The sequence below is a fragment of the Acrocarpospora pleiomorpha genome (assembly GCF_009687885.1).
Taxonomy (GTDB): domain Bacteria; phylum Actinomycetota; class Actinomycetes; order Streptosporangiales; family Streptosporangiaceae; genus Acrocarpospora; species Acrocarpospora pleiomorpha.
Map to the genome: position 1 here is coordinate 1 of NZ_BLAF01000021.1, position 15,680 is coordinate 15,680.

General features: G+C 67.3%; 12 protein-coding genes and 1 tRNA gene. 7 read left to right on the plus strand and 6 right to left on the minus strand.

Features of this window, described 5'->3' with window-relative positions:
- Positions 1 to 178: 178 nt before the first annotated feature.
- Positions 179 to 709 carry a shikimate kinase gene (locus Aple_RS19715; RefSeq protein ID WP_155346110.1) on the plus strand — a complete coding sequence of 177 codons (531 nt, stop codon included), beginning with the start codon at positions 179 to 181 and terminating at the stop codon, positions 707 to 709.
- Positions 710 to 767: 58 nt separating this feature from the next.
- On the opposite strand, the gene Aple_RS19720 is transcribed toward Aple_RS19715, so the two are convergent.
- The gene (locus Aple_RS19720; protein WP_155346111.1) at positions 768 to 1,232 is read right to left on the minus strand and encodes an ATP-binding protein; all 465 of its coding nucleotides are present in this window, start codon (positions 1,230 to 1,232) and stop codon (positions 768 to 770) included.
- A gap of 408 nt (positions 1,233 to 1,640) precedes the next feature.
- Here Aple_RS19720 and Aple_RS19725 point away from each other — a divergent pair, with 408 nt between their 5' ends.
- On the plus strand, positions 1,641 to 3,188 hold the full coding sequence (locus Aple_RS19725) for a trypsin-like serine peptidase (protein WP_246264628.1): 1,548 nt from the start codon (positions 1,641 to 1,643) through the stop codon (positions 3,186 to 3,188).
- A gap of 152 nt (positions 3,189 to 3,340) precedes the next feature.
- A complete protein-coding gene (locus Aple_RS19730) occupies positions 3,341 to 4,486 on the plus strand; it encodes a PP2C family protein-serine/threonine phosphatase (RefSeq protein WP_218038418.1) in 1,146 nt (381 codons plus the stop codon).
- Between the two features lie 71 nt (positions 4,487 to 4,557).
- Here the strand turns inward: Aple_RS19730 and Aple_RS56315 are convergent, their stop codons facing one another.
- A complete protein-coding gene (locus Aple_RS56315; protein ID WP_170321568.1) occupies positions 4,558 to 7,233 on the minus strand; it encodes a glycoside hydrolase family 6 protein in 2,676 nt (891 codons plus the stop codon).
- Positions 7,234 to 7,557: 324 nt separating this feature from the next.
- Between Aple_RS56315 and Aple_RS19740 the strand changes: the two genes are divergently transcribed.
- Positions 7,558 to 9,003, plus strand: coding sequence for a hypothetical protein (locus tag Aple_RS19740; protein WP_155346113.1), 1,446 nt, complete (start codon positions 7,558 to 7,560; stop codon positions 9,001 to 9,003).
- Positions 9,004 to 9,306: 303 nt separating this feature from the next.
- Here the strand turns inward: Aple_RS19740 and Aple_RS19745 are convergent, their stop codons facing one another.
- The 4 genes from Aple_RS19745 to Aple_RS19760 all read right to left on the minus strand — a co-directional run bounded on the left by Aple_RS19745 (position 9,307) and on the right by Aple_RS19760 (position 12,711).
- The gene (locus Aple_RS19745; RefSeq protein WP_155346114.1) at positions 9,307 to 9,891 is read right to left on the minus strand and encodes a GNAT family N-acetyltransferase; all 585 of its coding nucleotides are present in this window, start codon (positions 9,889 to 9,891) and stop codon (positions 9,307 to 9,309) included.
- A complete protein-coding gene (locus tag Aple_RS19750; RefSeq protein ID WP_155346115.1) occupies positions 9,888 to 11,360 on the minus strand; it encodes an APC family permease in 1,473 nt (490 codons plus the stop codon). Before Aple_RS19750 ends, Aple_RS19745 begins: the two co-directional genes overlap by 4 nt.
- 289 nt (positions 11,361 to 11,649) lie before the next feature.
- Entirely contained in the window at positions 11,650 to 12,285 is a 636-nt protein-coding gene (locus Aple_RS19755; protein WP_155346116.1) for a TetR/AcrR family transcriptional regulator, read from the minus strand.
- Between the two features lie 264 nt (positions 12,286 to 12,549).
- Positions 12,550 to 12,711, minus strand: a complete 162-nt coding sequence (locus Aple_RS19760; protein WP_155346117.1) for a hypothetical protein — start codon at positions 12,709 to 12,711, stop codon at positions 12,550 to 12,552.
- 16 nt (positions 12,712 to 12,727) lie between these two features.
- Here Aple_RS19760 and Aple_RS19765 point away from each other — a divergent pair, with 16 nt between their 5' ends.
- From Aple_RS19765 to Aple_RS19775, 3 genes are all read left to right on the plus strand, one after another.
- Positions 12,728 to 13,495, plus strand: coding sequence for a hypothetical protein (locus Aple_RS19765; protein ID WP_246264663.1), 768 nt, complete (start codon positions 12,728 to 12,730; stop codon positions 13,493 to 13,495).
- 70 nt (positions 13,496 to 13,565) lie between these two features.
- Positions 13,566 to 13,639 (plus strand) — tRNA-Lys (locus Aple_RS19770).
- Between the two features lie 208 nt (positions 13,640 to 13,847).
- Complete coding sequence (locus Aple_RS19775) at positions 13,848 to 15,527, plus strand: metallophosphoesterase family protein (protein ID WP_170321569.1); 1,680 nt, start codon at positions 13,848 to 13,850, stop codon at positions 15,525 to 15,527.
- Positions 15,528 to 15,680 lie beyond the last annotated feature (153 nt).

Genomic DNA, 15,680 nt, shown 5'->3' on the forward strand with positions numbered 1-15,680 from the left:
CCACCCCACCCCACCATCCCCGTGGACGCCCGAAACAAGGACAGACCTCTCGCAGGCTCCGCCCCACCCCATCATCCCCGTGGACGCCCGAAACAAGGACAGATCTCTCGCAGGCTCCGCCCGCCCCCGTTGTCGCCGTGGTTTCCACGTGCCACGGCAGTGGGCACAATGGGCCACTATGCGTGAGATTCCGATCGTGGTCGTCGGGTTGATGGGGGCCGGGAAGAGCACGGTTGGGCGGCTGGTTGCCGAGGCGCTTGGGCGGGTCGTTCGGGATAGTGATGCCGATTTGGAAGATCGGTATGGGATGACGGCGGCGGGGATGGCGGCCGCGGTTGGTGCCGAGGTGTTGCATGAGCGTGAGGCTGAGGTGTTGCGGGAGGCGTTGGAGCGGCGGCCGGCTGAGGTGATCGGGGCGGCGGCCAGCACGGTGGAGGACGTGGGGGCGCGCAGGGCGCTGGGGAGTGCGTTTGTGGTGTTTCTGGATGGGGCGCCCGCTCTGCTGGCTGAACGGATGAAGTCGTCGGCGCATCGGCCGCATTTCCTGCCTGATCTGGAGCGCATGCTGACCGAGCAGCGTGAGCGGCGGCTGCCGTTCTTTCAGGAGGTGGCCGATCTGACGGCGGACGCGACCAGGCCGCCTGAGGAGATCGCCGAAGAGGTGCTGGCGGCGTTTCGTATTAGTCAGAAACGCGGCCCGACCTCTTAGCAGCCGACGGCAGCGTGTGGGCGTGGGGTCATTAACAGCCGACGGCAGCGTGGGGTCATTAACAGCCGACGGCGGCGTGCGGGCGGGGGGCCATCGGGCGGGTGGCGAAGCCGGTGCCCAGGATGAACCATACGATTTTGCCGCCGCGTAGGGACTGGACCACGCCCCAGTCGTCGGAGAGAGAGCCGACGATCAGGAGGCCGCGGCCGTCGGTGGAGTCGGGGGTGGGGTCACGCTGGCAAGGAACGCCGTCGCCGGTGTCGAAGATCTCGCCGTACACCCAGATGCCGTTGCTGCACAGCCGGAGGGCGAACGCGGTGCCGGCGTGGCGGATGACGTTGGTGACCAGCTCGCTGACGATTACTGTGCAGTCGTCCACGAGGCCGTCGGTGCCCCAGCGCACGAGTTCGCGGCGGACCAGCGCGCGGGCGCCGCGCACGCTCGAACCGACGGCGGGGAGCAGGCACTCCGCCGTCCTGGTCGGGCCCGGGTCCAGCGCCACTGTGGCGAAGGGGAGAGTCACGTAAGCCTCCTTGGCATGGGAGCGCTCCCATCTCTAAAGTACGGCACCCTGATCGGGTATGTGAATTCCTCGCTACGCGATTGTTACCTGTCAATTGCCCCGACAATCTCCACCAGCCCTGTCAGACCCCCCAAAGCCCCAGGTCAGCCAAGACCACCCCGTCGGCGGCGCTAACGTGTGACACTCCCCCAGGTACATGAAAGTAGCTGAAACACTGCATTCCGCGATCGGAGCAGATTAGACGGCGACTACCCGCCATCCGGTTCCACAGAAAAATGTGATCTGGATCACAGATTCCCGGGATTCCCCTGACTTGCGGAAACGCCACCGGTAGGGTCCCTGACAATCCATTTACTGACGGATGGGGCGCATGTGACGTTCCACGCCAGAGCAAGGGGGATCCAGCCAGTGAACCGCACCCTCACCCTCGGTGCCGCCTCCGGCCTGCTGGCCGCCGCGCTGGTCGCCGTCCCCGCGTACGCGGACCCGACGTACATCGAGAAGGAAGTTCTGGCCGGTTCCAGCGAGGCGCAGGCCATCGCCTATTTCTGGGACAAGGCGCAGCTTCAGGACGCGACGCCGTACAACGTGGAGACCACGGTGGCGGCCAAGCATGTCTCGACGGGCGGCCCGGCTGCCTCCAGCAAGCCGGGAACCGTGCCCGCGATCGGCGACGAGAAGAAGTCCAGCAGCACGACCAAGAACGTGAACCTGCCCAGGACCACCGGCAAGGTGTTCTTCATGGGCGCCGACGGCAAGCCGCACTGGTGCTCGGGCACCTCGGTGCAGTCCAAGTACCGCAACGTGGTGGCCACCGCCGGGCGCTGTGTCTACGACACGGTCAGCAACAAGCTCACCCTCGACCACTGGGTCTTCGTGCCGGGTTACTACCAGGGCAAGACGCCGTGGGGCATCTACGTGGGCAAGACCGCTTACACCCACTACGACTTCGACGTGTACGAGGACGGCGACCGCGACTACGCCTTCGTCACGGTCTACAACGGCGTCCAGCTCACCGGCGACAAAGAGGTCGACAAGAAGGCGTACGACGCGTGGAAGGGCGCCAAGAAGATCCTCTCCGAGGAGGTCACCAAGGCCGAGTTCGAGGAGAAGTACACCGACGGCGGCCCGTACTGGAAGAAGACGCTGTCCCCGGTGACCTCTCCCGTGGACCCGCCGAAGGCCAGCTTCACCCAGGCCGAGGCGGAGAAGTACTACACCGAAGGCGTGGACGGGGTGAAGCTGACCACCGAGTCGGTCGCTCTGGCCGCCTACAACGCCGCCCCCGCCGGCACGAACGCGCTCAAGAACGGCGAGAAGTGCCCGAGCTGGTGCGGCCCGGACAGCGGCACCTGGTACCCGATCGACGAGAAGACCTACAACGAGCTCAAGGCCGACAACGCCTTCAAGGGCGAGCTCAAGAAGGTCGACCCGGGGCAGTACTTCAAGCGTGAGTGGTTCATCAAGAAGTGGGTGAAGACCTCCACCCCCGAGGTCTACTACAAGGACCACTACATCATCCGCGGCCTGGAGGACGTCGGCCGCCTGGGTGACCGCGTGGGCGGCCAGGGCCTGGCCTACAACCAGAAGATCGGCAAGGCGCACTTCATCTTCGGTTACCCGAGCGGCTCCCACCCGGACGGCAACCACGCCTTCTCCGGTAACACCCTCAAATGGTCGTACGGCAAGACCTTCGCGGCGGCCTCGGCGGAGATCAAGGCCGAGGAACTGGTCGGCATCAAGTCCTCCTTCACCGGGCAGGGCGCGCTCGGCTCCGCCTGGCTGGCGGGTTACAAGAACGCCCGCCGCCTCGGTTACCTGAACGGGGTCACCATCGCGGTGGCCGACCGGGACGGAAACAAGCGCATCGACACCTCGGTCTCGCCCTATTTCGACGGCGAGACATACGGCGTTTACAAATCGGCTGCCAACGTTTGGTCCGGCTCAATCGTCTAGCAGGTGGACTCAACGCCCGTGCTCTTCTGGGGCACGGGCGTTGTGCGTTGTGTTTTGCGGGTGCAGAGGGTTATCGGGACTTCGCATCTCAGGCTGGATCGTGAAGTATGGTCGCAAGCGCAGATGACATGCGATTGAAGGGGATTCTCCGGATGCCGCTTCACCTCGCCGGGCTGTTCAGCCCGCGCCGGGGTCGGCGCCGGGCGGCGGGGGCTCGCACGGCGCTGGCTCTCAGCGTGCTGCCCTACGTCATGATGCTGATCGTCACCGTGGTGGAGGCGGTCACCGGTCCGGAGAAGGGCTTCCTGCCCCTGCTCGCGGTGGGGCCCGCGTTCGCCAGCCTCACCGGCGGGGTCCGGCGCACGCTGATCGTGGGGTTAACGGCGCTGGTGCTGGCGGTGGCGCTCTCGGCGTACAACTCGCTGGAGGTGAGCCGCGCCTATGTCACGGCCGGATCCATCGCGGGGGTGACGGCGGCCAGCGCGCTGGCCACGGTCGGGCGGCGGCGTAGGGAGAAGGAGCTGGCCAGCGTGCGGTCGGTGGCCGAGGTCGCGCAGCGGGTGCTGCTGCGGCCGGTGCCGCGCCGGGCCGCGCACATGCGGATGGCGGTCTCCTACACCTCCGCGATGGCCGCGGCGCACATCGGCGGCGACCTGTACGAGGTGGTCACCGCGCCCGCCGGGGTGCGCGTGATCGTCGGCGACGTGCAGGGCAAGGGCCTGGAGGCGGTGGAGACCGCCGCGCTGGTGCTGGGCGCCTTCCGGGAGGCGGCGCACGACGAGACGGATCTCCAGGGCGTCAGCGCCCGGCTGGAGAAGGCGCTCAACCGGCGCCTGTCCGGCGAGGAGTTCGTCACCGCGGTACTGGCCGAGGCCAACCCTGAAGAGACCACCATGACCCTGCTCAACTACGGCCATCCGGCGCCGCTGGTGATCCGCGCCAGCGGGGAGATCGAGTGGGCCGAGCCGGGAGACCACGTGCCACCGCTCGGCCTGGCCGCTCTCGGTCCTGAAGGTCCGGTTCCGTACGGCGTGCGGTTCGAGCCCGGCGACCAGATCCTGCTCTACACCGACGGTGTGGTGGAGGCCCGGGATCAGTGGGGCGCCTTCTATCCGCTGGCCGACCGGGTCTCCCTGCTGAAGGACGAGGATCCGGAGGCGGCGCTGGAAGCGCTGCGGCGTGATCTGATCGCGCACATCGACGGGACCCCCAAGGACGACGCCGCGATGCTCTTGCTCCGCTGCCGCGAGCCCGTGTTACCAGATGGACTCGCGGCAGAGGGAACCTCTCAGGTATGAGTCGTGGTCCTGCCGAGGAGGACCCCCAACCGCGGCAGGACCACGACGATCAATCGGCTACAGCGCGTCCCTTAAAGGGGCGGGTACGCGTTCTGCAGCAGCTGGCGGAACTGGGCCGAGAACCAGTGCCCGGACAGCGGCGAGTTGGCCAGCGCACCGGTGGCGCTGTTGCCGTTGCGCTCGTTGCCGCCGTAGGTCGGGTCGCACATCCGGTCGAAGCCCTTGCCCTCGTCGTTCGGGATGGCGGAGCTGGAACCGTCCGACTCGCCCGGAGGCTTGATCCACACGTAGGCGTCGATACCGGTGGCGGGGTTCGCCCGCGGCCGCTCGCCCAGACCCGCGCCGCTCTGGTTGCACCAGTTACCGGCGTGGATGCGCCGGTCGATGCGGGACTGGTTGACGAAGGTGTTCAGGTCCGTCGAGGTGCTCGGACCGGTCGGCCGCGCCGAACCGCCCCAGCCGTTGCGGGAGGTGTCGATCAGCATGCCGATGTTGGACGAGAAGCCGTCCTGGATCAGCCGCTGCCGGAACGCCTGCGCGAAGCTGAGCTCGTCGATGTAGAAGTTCCAGTCCACCCAGCTCGACTGGCGGATCTGCTGGCCGTTCACCGAGCCGCCGACCGTGAAGTACGGCTCGGTCAGCGCGGAGTAGTTGGCGGTGTTGGTGATGAAGCCGTCAACCGTGGCCCGGCCGCCGGTGGCGCTGTTGGCGGTGGAGGAGAACAGCTGCGAGGACGGGCCGAAGTTGGTGTCCCAGCCCAGCCAGCCGTGGTGCCCGGCGTCGACGTAGTTGTAGACGTTCGGGATCGCGTGCAGCTTGCCGAGGGCGTAGGCCACACCCTGGACGTAGGCGCCGGTCTGCTGCGCCTCCTGGCACTTGGCCACGTTGGTGTTGGTGATCAGGTTGGGCAGCGAGTCGATCTCGATGATCGCCGCGATGCGGAGCGGAGCGTACTTCGGGTCCGCCATGATGGCGGCGATGACGTCGATGTACTCGGTCTTGTAGCGGTTGAGGCCGTTCTGCGCGATCAGCAGCTCACCGTTGGAGGCGAGCGCCGAGCAGTCGCGGTTGGGCAGGTTGTAGATGACGATCTGGATGATCGTCTTGGTGGCGCCGTTGGCCGCGTCCTGCTGCAGGGCCAGGTCCAGGTGGTCCCTGAGGCCCTTGCTGTTGCTGCCGGCCGAGCCGGAGGTGATCGCCGCGATCCGGTCCAGCCAGACGCCGGTGGACACGTTGGCGACCGCGGAGCCGCCGGGCTCGGAGGCGGCCTGGGCCGACCAGTCCGGGTTCACGTAGCCGGTGGCGCCGGCGAACGGGTTGTCCTGGTGCGGCTCGTACGTGCCGGGGGTCGTGTCGTTGTCGACCTCGGTCGCGGTGACCGAAACCGACGTGAGGCCGGACGAAGCCACGGTGATGGTCCGGGTGCCGTTGGTCTGGTCGGTGTCCTCGGCCGCCGCGATGGTCACGTTCTGCGGGGTGGCGAAGTTGGCGGGGGTGAACGTCAGCGAAGCGCCACCCGAGACGGTCAGGTTCGCGTCGCCACCGGACGCGGCGGTGTTGGTCACCGTCACGTTGGCCGAAGGCGCGATGGCCAGCCGCACCGAGTAGGTCGCCGTGCCGCCCTCAGGAACGCCCACGCTGGTCGGGGTGACCACGAGCGACTGCGTCCCGGTCGTGTCGTTGTCCGCCTCGGTCGCGGTGACCGGAACCGTGGTCAGCCCGGAGGAGGCCACGTTGATCGTCCGGGTGCCGTTCGTGGTGTCGGTGTCCTCGGCCGCCGCGATGGTCACGTTCTGCGGGGTGGCGAAGTTAGCGGGGGTGAACGTCAGCGAAGCGCCACCCGAGACGGTCAGGTTGGCGTCACCGCCGGACGCGGCGGTGTTGGTCACCGTCACGTTGGCCGAAGGCGCGATGGCCAGCCGCACCGAGTAGGTCGCCGTGCCGCCCTCGGGCACGCTCACGCTGGTCGGGGTGACCACGAGCGACTGCGTCTGGGCCGTGTCGTTGTCCGCCTCGGTCGCGGTGACCGAAACCGACGTCAGGCCGGCCGAAGCCACGGTGATGGTCCGGGTGCCGTTGGTCGTGTCGGCGTCCTCGGCCGCGGCCACGGTCACGTTCTGCGGCGTCGCCCAGTTGGCGCTGGTGAAGGTCAGCGAAGCGCCACCGGACACGGTCAGGTTCGTGTCACCGCCGGACGCGGCGGTGCTGGTCACCGTCACGTTGCTGGTCGGCTGGGCGTTCAGGCGCACCGAGTAGGTGGCGGTGCCACCCTCGGGCACGCTCACGCTGGTCGGGGTGACCACCAGCGACTGGGTCGGCTGGGGGTTCGAGCCGGTGCACGGGGTGCCGTTCAGCGAGAACGCGGTCGGGTTGGTGCTGCTCGAGGTGAAGGTGAAGTTGGCGCCGGGCTGCACGACCGCGTTGGCGGCCAGGTTCGGGGCGTACGACGGGGCGTCGATGGTGATGTTCGAGCCGGACTGGGACCAGGTGCCTTCCCAGCCGTTCTGGAGCGACTGGCCGGCGGCGGCGGTGTAGGTGATCCGCCAGTTGGAGACCGGGTCGCCGAGGTTCTGGAGCCGGACCTGGGCGCCGAAGCCGTTGCCGCCTTCCCACGTCTTCGTGTAAGTGACCTGACAGGCCACCGCGGCGTTCGCGGCAGTCGGACTGGCGACGAGCCCGACTCCGGCGAGTAGCGTTACCGCTACAGCCGTGAGGGCTCTTCGCCAGGAACTCTTGTGGGGTCCCATGTGTGTTTCTCCTTGACGAAACTGATTACGAACCTTGGGAGCGCTCCCAACATCCGATCGTTTCGTCTGGATGTACAGCATGTTTCCTCACGGCGGCGAATCTCAAACGTCCCACCTGCGCCTGGGCTGCTTAAAGTGGTCATCTGTCCGATAAATCCGATGAAAAGTTCAGGGTTCGGAGAGTGACGGATGTTGCACGGAATGTCACGATCGCTTCGCGGGTATTGCGGTGAGGGCTCGCGGGCGCTTCAATGACGAGACCGAGAGAGCGCTCTCTCGGGGCTTCCTGAACCACTTCCAGACCCGCGCACGTGGAGCCGCCCAGTGTCTTCTCCTTTCTTATCTCGCCGCAACTTCGTCGCCGCCTCGGCCACCTCGGCGGTGGTGCCCTTCGTCCTGTCCGGTACGGCGTCCGCCTCCTCCGGCGACCTCGTCGATCATCGTCTGGGTGGGTCCGTCGATCGGGCCTTCGGGTATCTGAACGCCGTTCTCGACGGGTACCAGCAGGGATCCGGGCTGCGGCTGGCGCAGAGCTACAACAACGAGTCGGGGTTGATGACCACGGCGTTCGTGTACGACAACGCGCTGGCCGTCATCGCCTATCTGAGCCGGCCGAGCAGGGAGAACGTGCGGCGGGCGAAGATCATCGGGGATACGTTCCTGTGGATTCAGGACAACGACGAGACGTTCACCGACGGGCGGGTACGGCAGGCGTACGCGGCCGGGCCGATGTTGTTCTACGGGGGTGGGCCGGAGTTTCCCGGGGTTCAGCGGGCGGACGGGAAGGCGGCCTTCCTGTGGCCGTTCGGGTTCGGTGGGTCGGCGGTCGGGGACGTGGCCTGGACTGCGCTGGCGCTGGCGCGGCTGTATGAGCGGACTCGGGAGCGGAAGTACCTGGATGGGGCGGTGACGCTTGGGGAGTGGATTGTGGGCAACAGCGTCTCGCCGTACAGGTATGGGGGGTATCTGGGTGGGGTGCAGGGAGATGGGACGACCAAGCAGCGGTGGTGTTCCAGCGAGCACAACATCGATGTGTACGCGCTGTTCCGCGGGCTGGCCAAGTTCACCGGGGATCGGGTGTGGAAGGCCAGGGCGCGGGTGGCGGGGGACTTCCTGGACGCGATGTGGAATCCGCAGGGGCGGTTCTACTGGACGGGGACGAAGGGGGCTAATCCGGCGGACGATCCCAATGAGATCAATCCCAGTCCGGTTCCGGAGGACGTACAGACCTGGGCCTATCTGGCGCGGGGAGATCGGGGGCGGGCGGTGGACTGGACGGCGGACGCGCTGGCGACCACCGATCGTGGGGGTGTGTCGGAGAACTCGCAGCTGCCCGCGGGGTATTCGGTGTCCGGGGTGACGTTCAGCGATGTGTCGAAGACGCTGACCGGGCCGGTGCCGAACGGGACAGGGAACAACAATCGGGACGCCGTCTGGTTCGAGGGCACCGCGCATCTCGCGGCGGCGCTGGTGGCGCGGGGCGATCGGGGGAAGGCGCGGGGTTACCTCGGGCAGATCGCGTCCGGGCAGGCCGCTCTGGGCGCGGGGCAGACCGTCGGCCTGACCAGCGATCCGAACGGCGGACGCCTCTCCAATCCCGGCGAAGGCGGCACGTGGACCGGCACGACGTTGCCCGCACGCTCCGGCGTCGTCGCCGCGTCCAGCGCGTTCGACACCGGGTTCGGGTTCGGCTACTTCCAGAACCAGCATGTCGGGGCCACGAGTTGGTATCTCATGGCCGCACTCGGCTCCAACCCCTACCGGTTCTGACCAGCCGGGCCGGGGGCCCCGGCGCGGGCCCCCGGCCCACCCCGCGCTTATCTGTGCTCGTCATTCGCAATCCCGACAGGACCTCAGAGTTTCACCGGTCAAGCAGTGAGAATTATCACGATCTCACGGCGGAATATCCGCGGTTCTGCACAGCGGCTACGCGACAACGTGATGCGGCTGGGTTTTATCGCGCATCCATTCCGCGGATTACGGCGTGCTTAATACCCTCGCCGGTTTCGTATTCCGGCTCGACGAACAGTAGAGAGGGCACCCGGCCTCGTTGACGGATGCCCGTTGTGCTGTTCAGGCGCTCGGTGCGCGCCACATCGGGTACATGACCGGGCCGTCGGGCAGGCGGAGCAGTTCCGGCATGTCCACGTAACCATGCCGCAGATAGAGTCGGCGGCTGTTCTCGCTGCTGGCCTCCAGGTAGGCGGGCAGGCCTTCGGCGTCCAGTCGCTGGTGGTGCTCGCGCAGCAGCTGGCTGCCCAGACCGCGACCCATCCGCCCCTTCACCAGCGCGATGAAGGCCAGGTAATGGTGCGGCTCGTGGGGATGGAGCTTCTCCATCTGCTCTCCGAGGATGCCGAACCGCCCGGCGTGCTCCCCGGCGAACGAGGCCACCGCCTCATCATGTCCGGGAATTTCGGGATACGGCGCAGTGAACCACACCGCGACTCCGGCGAGTTCGCCCGACTCGTGGATGCCGTACACATCGCCGTGATCGAGGGCGTGCGCGGCGTACATGGTGAAGAAAGCCCGCTGGATCGGCGGGCGATCCGCCACCGGCGGGATGAGCCAGGTCGAGATCGCGTCCATGCGGAAGGTGTCGGCGATGACCCCGCCGACCACGGCCGCGTCGGTCATCCGGGTGATCTCGGCGGTCACTTCGAGGCTCCGGTGACGGCCCGGGCGCCAAGGCCGATGTTGGCGTACACGTCCGGCTTGGTGGCCTTGAGCACGCGCGCCCAGACGACCCCGAAGATGATCGCGACCACGAAGATGCCGGGCAGCACCCAGCGGATCGGCTCGTCGGGCGCGACACCGAGGACCGTGTCGAAGTTGACCAGGGTCAGCCCGATGATCGTGCACAGCGCCATCGCCGCCAGCGCCGGAGCGATCTTCGTCCGCCACGTCGTCTCCTCCGCGGGGCGCCGCGCGAAGAACGCGATCACCGCGATCGAGGTGACCGTGAGCAGCGTCAGCAGGCCGAGACCGCCGAACGCGCCGAAGGTGAAGAACAGCTTGGTGAGCGGGTCGAGACCGAGCACCGCGTAGATGGCGATCACGATGAGCCCGAGCGCCGTCTGCAGCAGCGACCCGGCCACCGGCGCGCTCGTCCGGGCCGAGGTGCGCCCGAAGACGGACGGCAGCACGTTCTCCCGGCCCAGCGCGAAGATGTAGCGGGCCGTGGTGTTGTGGAAGGCGATCATGCAGGCGATGCTGCTGGTCACGAACAGCACCGAGCCGAGGGTGGCGATGGGGGAACCCAGGTGAGTGGCGGCCTGGTTGAAGATCAGTTCAGTGCCCTGCTCGGTCGACGCCGCGACGATCCCGTCCACCCCGGTGGGCACGGTCAGCGCCCAGGCGGAGAACGCGTAGAGCACCGCGATGATCGCGATGCCCGCGTAGGTGGCGAGGGGCACCGTCCGGTTACGATCCTTGGACTCCTCGGCGAACACCACCGACGACTCGATCCCGGCGAACCCGGCGACCACGGTGGCCAGCGCGGCGCCGACCCCGGGAACGATCAGCGCGCCCGGGGAGAACCCCTCGAAGCTGACCCCGCCAGGCGCGGCGTTGAGCAGGTTGCCGATGTCGAACACGAGGACGACGGCGATCTCGCTGATCAGCAGCACCGAGAGGATCTTGCCGTTGACGTCCACCCGCAGCACCCCGAGCAGGCCGGTCAGCGCCCAGGTCACCAGCGCGATCACCCACCACGCCGGCGAACCGCCGAACCAGTCGACGAGCAGCGGCTCGGCGGCTAACCCGATGATCCCGTAGAGCCCCAATTGCAGGGCGTTGTAGGCGAGCAGGGCCACCCAGGCGGTCGCCACACCCGCCGTGCGGCCAAGCCCCTGTGCGGCGTACGCGTAGAAAGCCCCCGCGTTCACCACGTGCCTGGCCATCGTCACGTACCCGACCGCGAAGAGCGCGAAGATCCCGCCCAACAGCAGGAACGCCAGCGGCACGCCGATGACGCCCGTCACGGTGTACGCCGTCGGAACCGAACCGGCCACGACCATCAGCGGCGCCGCCGCCGAGACGACGAAGAACACGACCGACGGCACACCGAGCCGGTCCTCGGCCAGCGCGGCGGATACCGCACTCGGTCTTGGCTGTGTGAGGGACATCCATAACTCCAGGAATATGGGGGGAAGTGTTGATGTTTCTGGAGCGCCCGCGAATCGTCACGATCGGCGGTGGACGCGGGATCGCCGTCGCGCATGGCGAAGAACGGACCATCGGCCGACGGCCCGGCCAGGAAGATCAGCTTCAGCCACGAAGGGCGATGCTATAGGCGAAATGCTAAATTTGTCATTAGACGAAGCGAATTCTATTTCTCGCCTATGTAGCGCGGCTGTGTACCGGAATGTCACACAACTGAAACAGAGCGCCATCACTCCACGACGCAATGTCGTTTCATGGAGTGGCATCCTCAGGCAGGGAGAGTACGCGCTGGGTCAGCTGATGCAGGTGCGCGCGGAACCGGGCCAGTTCCTCCGCCGAATCGGGCCCGACCCGCTCCCCCTCACGATCCAGGACGCCACCCTGCACGAACCCGTGCACGCACCACACGAGCGTCCACACGCAGTACTCCATGTCGACGCCGGAGCCGACGTACCCGTCGGTCACCGCCTGTTCGAGGACCCGGGTGGCCATGGTGATCAGAGGCTGGGAGAACTGGCGCTCCAGACCGGTGAGGTCGGCCGCGTCGTAGAGCCAGCGGTGGATCCACAGGGCCGGGAATTCGGGGTGCTCGACACAGAAGTCCAGATACCTGTCCACTATGGTGTGGATCGCGTCCGCCGCCTGGGTCGCGTCGGCGACCACGACACCGGTGATGGCGGGACTCATGGCCTCGGTCTCGATCCGGTACGCGCGCTCGATGACCGCGAGATAGAGGTCGCGCTTGCTCCCCGTGAAACCGACCCTGACCGGGTCGATCCCGAGGGCGTCGGAGATCTGCCTGAGGGTAGTCGCGTCGTACCCGAGCGCGGCGAACAGTCTCGTCGCGCCCTGCAGGAGGGTCTCCATCTGCGGCTCCTGGTCGATCATTACGTCCAGTTCACCACCCAACGGGTCATGCCACGGCAAACCAGCCCCCATCGGGCTATCAACGCCTGGAGTCAGCTATATCGCCGGAACACCTGGCGGCGCCTTTACTCTTCCGGGCTGGGGGTTGACGTTCTTCCGGTGATTTAGGGGTTCGGCATCGGCCTTGGGATGTGAAGGGAGATCTTAAGGGCGTTTTGGGGTGTTTCATTTGCTCTGTCATGACTTGGTGGGTAGAGTCCAGTTCGTTACTGAGTGGTGACCTTCCTACGGGAGCCGCTTGGCGCCGAGTCCGGCGGAGCCGTACAGGCCCTGCCGGAGCCGGGGAACCTCATGCGAGGCCCGGTAGGCACGCCCGTGCCCCAGCCTGCTCTTGCCCCTCGCAGGCGCGATCGAACGGGACGCACGCGGCCGCCCCTGTCGTCTCATGAAAGACCCCATCTTCATGACCCGTATCTCGGATTTGCTCCAGCACCCTGCCCTGCGCCAGTTCGCGGCCAACGTCAAGAACACCGATCTGCGCGAGCTCGTGGCCAAGGTCAAGAACGCCGATCCGCGCGCGCTCGCCGATCGGCTCAAGACCGCTGACCCGCTCAACATCTCGGGCGTGCTGGAAAACGTCGCGCACCTCCGGGACACCCGCGCCACCGCGGCCATCGCCACCATCGCCGGCGCCGCCGTGATCACCGTCTCCGCCGTCGGCGCCGCCTCCGCCATGTCGACCTCCGACGCCGCCGCCGTCACGGCCTTCAAATCCACCAGCATGGCCCAGAACTTCGAAGCCACCGCGCAGACCGCCAAGGCCCTGCACATGGGCAAGACCACCGCGTCCTACTTCTGGGACGACGCCTCCGGCCGCGCCGGGGACACCGGCATGCCCGCCATCGGCAAGCCCATGCAGCGAGGCCTCGCCGCCAGCCCCAGCTGGCCCCTCGGCACCGAGGGATACGTCACCTACAACGGCAAAACCCTGAAATTCTTCATCGGCGACCGCGGCCCGGGCAAACCCTCCGAGCGCGGCGTCATGCTCGACCTGGACGCCAAGACCTTCGCCGAACTCACCGAGGGCGTCTTCGACCCGGTCACCCTGACCGTCAAGAACAACGGCGGCTCCGGCCACATCGACATCACGTACAAGATCACCAAGTGGGGCCCCGGCGTCGGCAAGAAGGGCGCCCCCGTCCCGTTCTCCACCGGCGCCTGGAACAGCTGACCCCCACCCCACCCAGCGTCCCTTTCGATGTGCGACCACCCACCTGGGACTGCTATCGTTACGGACGCAAGCGCCGCTAGCTCAGTTGGTTAGAGCAGCTGACTCTTAATCAGCGGGTCCGGGGTTCGAGTCCCTGGCGGCGCACCCCAGAAGAACCCCGGTTCACCTAGCGTGAGCCGGGGTTTCTCTATTCCGCCGTTCGGGGCATCCAGCCAAGCTGGCCGATATCACGTTTCTAATGGCGTCAAACGAACATCATCGCGTCGACGGCGAACAGGAGCGCAGCGTTCACCCGAAGGCTGGTTATCGCCGACAGGCTGCGGCCATCAGTTCCCGCTCCATGGAGAACAACGTGTCGCTTCGCACCTCCCGTACCCGCTACCTGCTCGCCGCCACGATGACGCTGGTGGCCCTGATCCCGGCCGTTGAGGCTGCAACCGCACAGACCATCCCCGCACAGACCATGTCCGCGCAGTCCGGTGGCCGGGCGACATCCGGCCAGCACTCCATCTGGCGCGGTGACTTCGACACCAACAGTGCCGCTTGGACGATCCAGACCGACGGCACGGCCGCCGAGTGGCGCGGTTGGAGGTTCACCGAGCGCGACGCGTGGTTCGCCGCTGCCAAGCCGACCGGCGTCGGCTGCGACCCGGAGCAGGACGCTCCGCTCGACCCGCGCTGTTTCCTCGACCAGCGTAACCAGTTCTCCCGGTCCCGCGGCGTGATAGCGGCCGTCGACAACGGCATCGCGGCCGCCAAGGGCGCGGCCGTCGACGCGGCCAACCCGGTCAGCACCACGCTGACCAGCCCCGGCGTGCCGGTTTCCGGACAGCGCGAGATCGAGTTGGTCTTCTCTTCGCACTACCGGCAGGCGCACAAGGCCGTCGGCCGGGTGACGGTGTCGTTCGACGGCGGGGCGGAGACCGAGATCCTGCGCTACTCGGCTGCCCGGATCAGCGCCAACGACGGCGGCGACGTGATCTCCGGCCAGGCGGTCGTCAAGGTCGAGGTGCCGAACCGGGCGAAGACCGCCGTCTTCCGCTTCGGCTACACCAGCAACCGGCCCCAGCTCTACTGGGCCGTCGACGACGTGGTGGTCCGCACCCCGCTCACCCCACTGTCGGGCAAGGCGAGGGCGACGACGCTCCAGGTGTTCAGCGACGTCCAGGGCGAGGGTCTGCCGTACCTGGACGGTGCCCTCGACCTGCTGCACCGCGAGGCCCCCAAAGCCGGGGCGATGCTGCTCGCCGGCGACGTGATCAGCGGCCCCAAGGAGAACAACCAGGAACAGCAGATCCAGGAGTACAACGAGGTCAGCTCGATCTTCGCCGCTCAGAAGCACCTGCCGCCCTTGCTACCCGCGATCGGCAACCACGACGTGCGTAGCACGGTGCTGACCCGCAAGCAGCAGGTCGACAACTTCGTCGCGTTCGCCAACAAGTGGGGCGCGAAGATCTCGAAGCCGTACTACGAGAAGGTCGTGGGCGGGGTGCCGATCATTGTCCTCGGCGCGGAGGGCACGGGTACCGACCCGCAGCAGCAGGACATCAGCGACGCGCAGGTGGCGTTCCTGGCCCAGCGGCTGGCGTACTGGTCGGCCCAGCGCAAGCAGGTCGTGGTGATGGGGCACTACCCGTTCGCCTGGTCGGTCTCCGGCACATACGGCGACTTCTACGGCAACGGCCCGCGGGACGAGCAGCTTGAACAGATCATCGGCCGCTATCCCAACGTCATCTATCTGGGCGGGCACAGCCACTGGTCGCCGTACCTCCGGGACTGGTCGGCGCGGGTGCGCACCACCGGTGGTGACCCGGACGGCTTCACCGCGATCAACACCGGGGCGCTGGCGATGGAGTTCGGCCCGAGCCCGGATAACCCGTGGGACGAGGACTCGGTGACCGACCGACCCGAGTCGCCGAGCGCACTGACCATGGCCGTCTACCCGGACCGGACAGTGGTGCGCGCGTTCGACGTACTCACCGGTGAGCAGATCAACGAGGTCGAGGTGGGCAATCCGCTCTACCGCGGCTGACGCAAAGGCACGAAGGGACGACGGAACCCGGCCCGGCAACGACCGGGCGGGGTTTCCGTCACAGCCGCGTCCGCAGCGGCGGGAGAGCGGCGATGGCCGGCGACGGAGGTGAACCGCTCATCCGCTTCCAAGATCCGCAGCCGAAGGACACCT

Excerpts from the sequence above, each read along its gene's own strand:
- Aple_RS19730 (WP_218038418.1), top strand. The coding sequence starts at position 3,341 with ATGCCGCTTCACCTCGCCGGGCTGTTCAGCCCGCGCCGGGGTCGGCGC.
- Aple_RS19755 (WP_155346116.1), bottom strand. The coding sequence starts at position 12,285 with ATGATCGACCAGGAGCCGCAGATGGAGACCCTCCTGCAGGGCGCGACG.
- Aple_RS19765 (WP_246264663.1), top strand. The coding sequence starts at position 12,728 with ATGACCCGTATCTCGGATTTGCTCCAGCACCCTGCCCTGCGCCAGTTC.
- Aple_RS19715 (WP_155346110.1), top strand. The coding sequence starts at position 179 with ATGCGTGAGATTCCGATCGTGGTCGTCGGGTTGATGGGGGCCGGGAAG.
- Aple_RS19750 (WP_155346115.1), bottom strand. The coding sequence starts at position 11,360 with ATGTCCCTCACACAGCCAAGACCGAGTGCGGTATCCGCCGCGCTGGCC.
- Aple_RS56315 (WP_170321568.1), bottom strand. The coding sequence starts at position 7,233 with ATGGGACCCCACAAGAGTTCCTGGCGAAGAGCCCTCACGGCTGTAGCG.
- Aple_RS19760 (WP_155346117.1), bottom strand. The coding sequence starts at position 12,711 with ATGAGACGACAGGGGCGGCCGCGTGCGTCCCGTTCGATCGCGCCTGCG.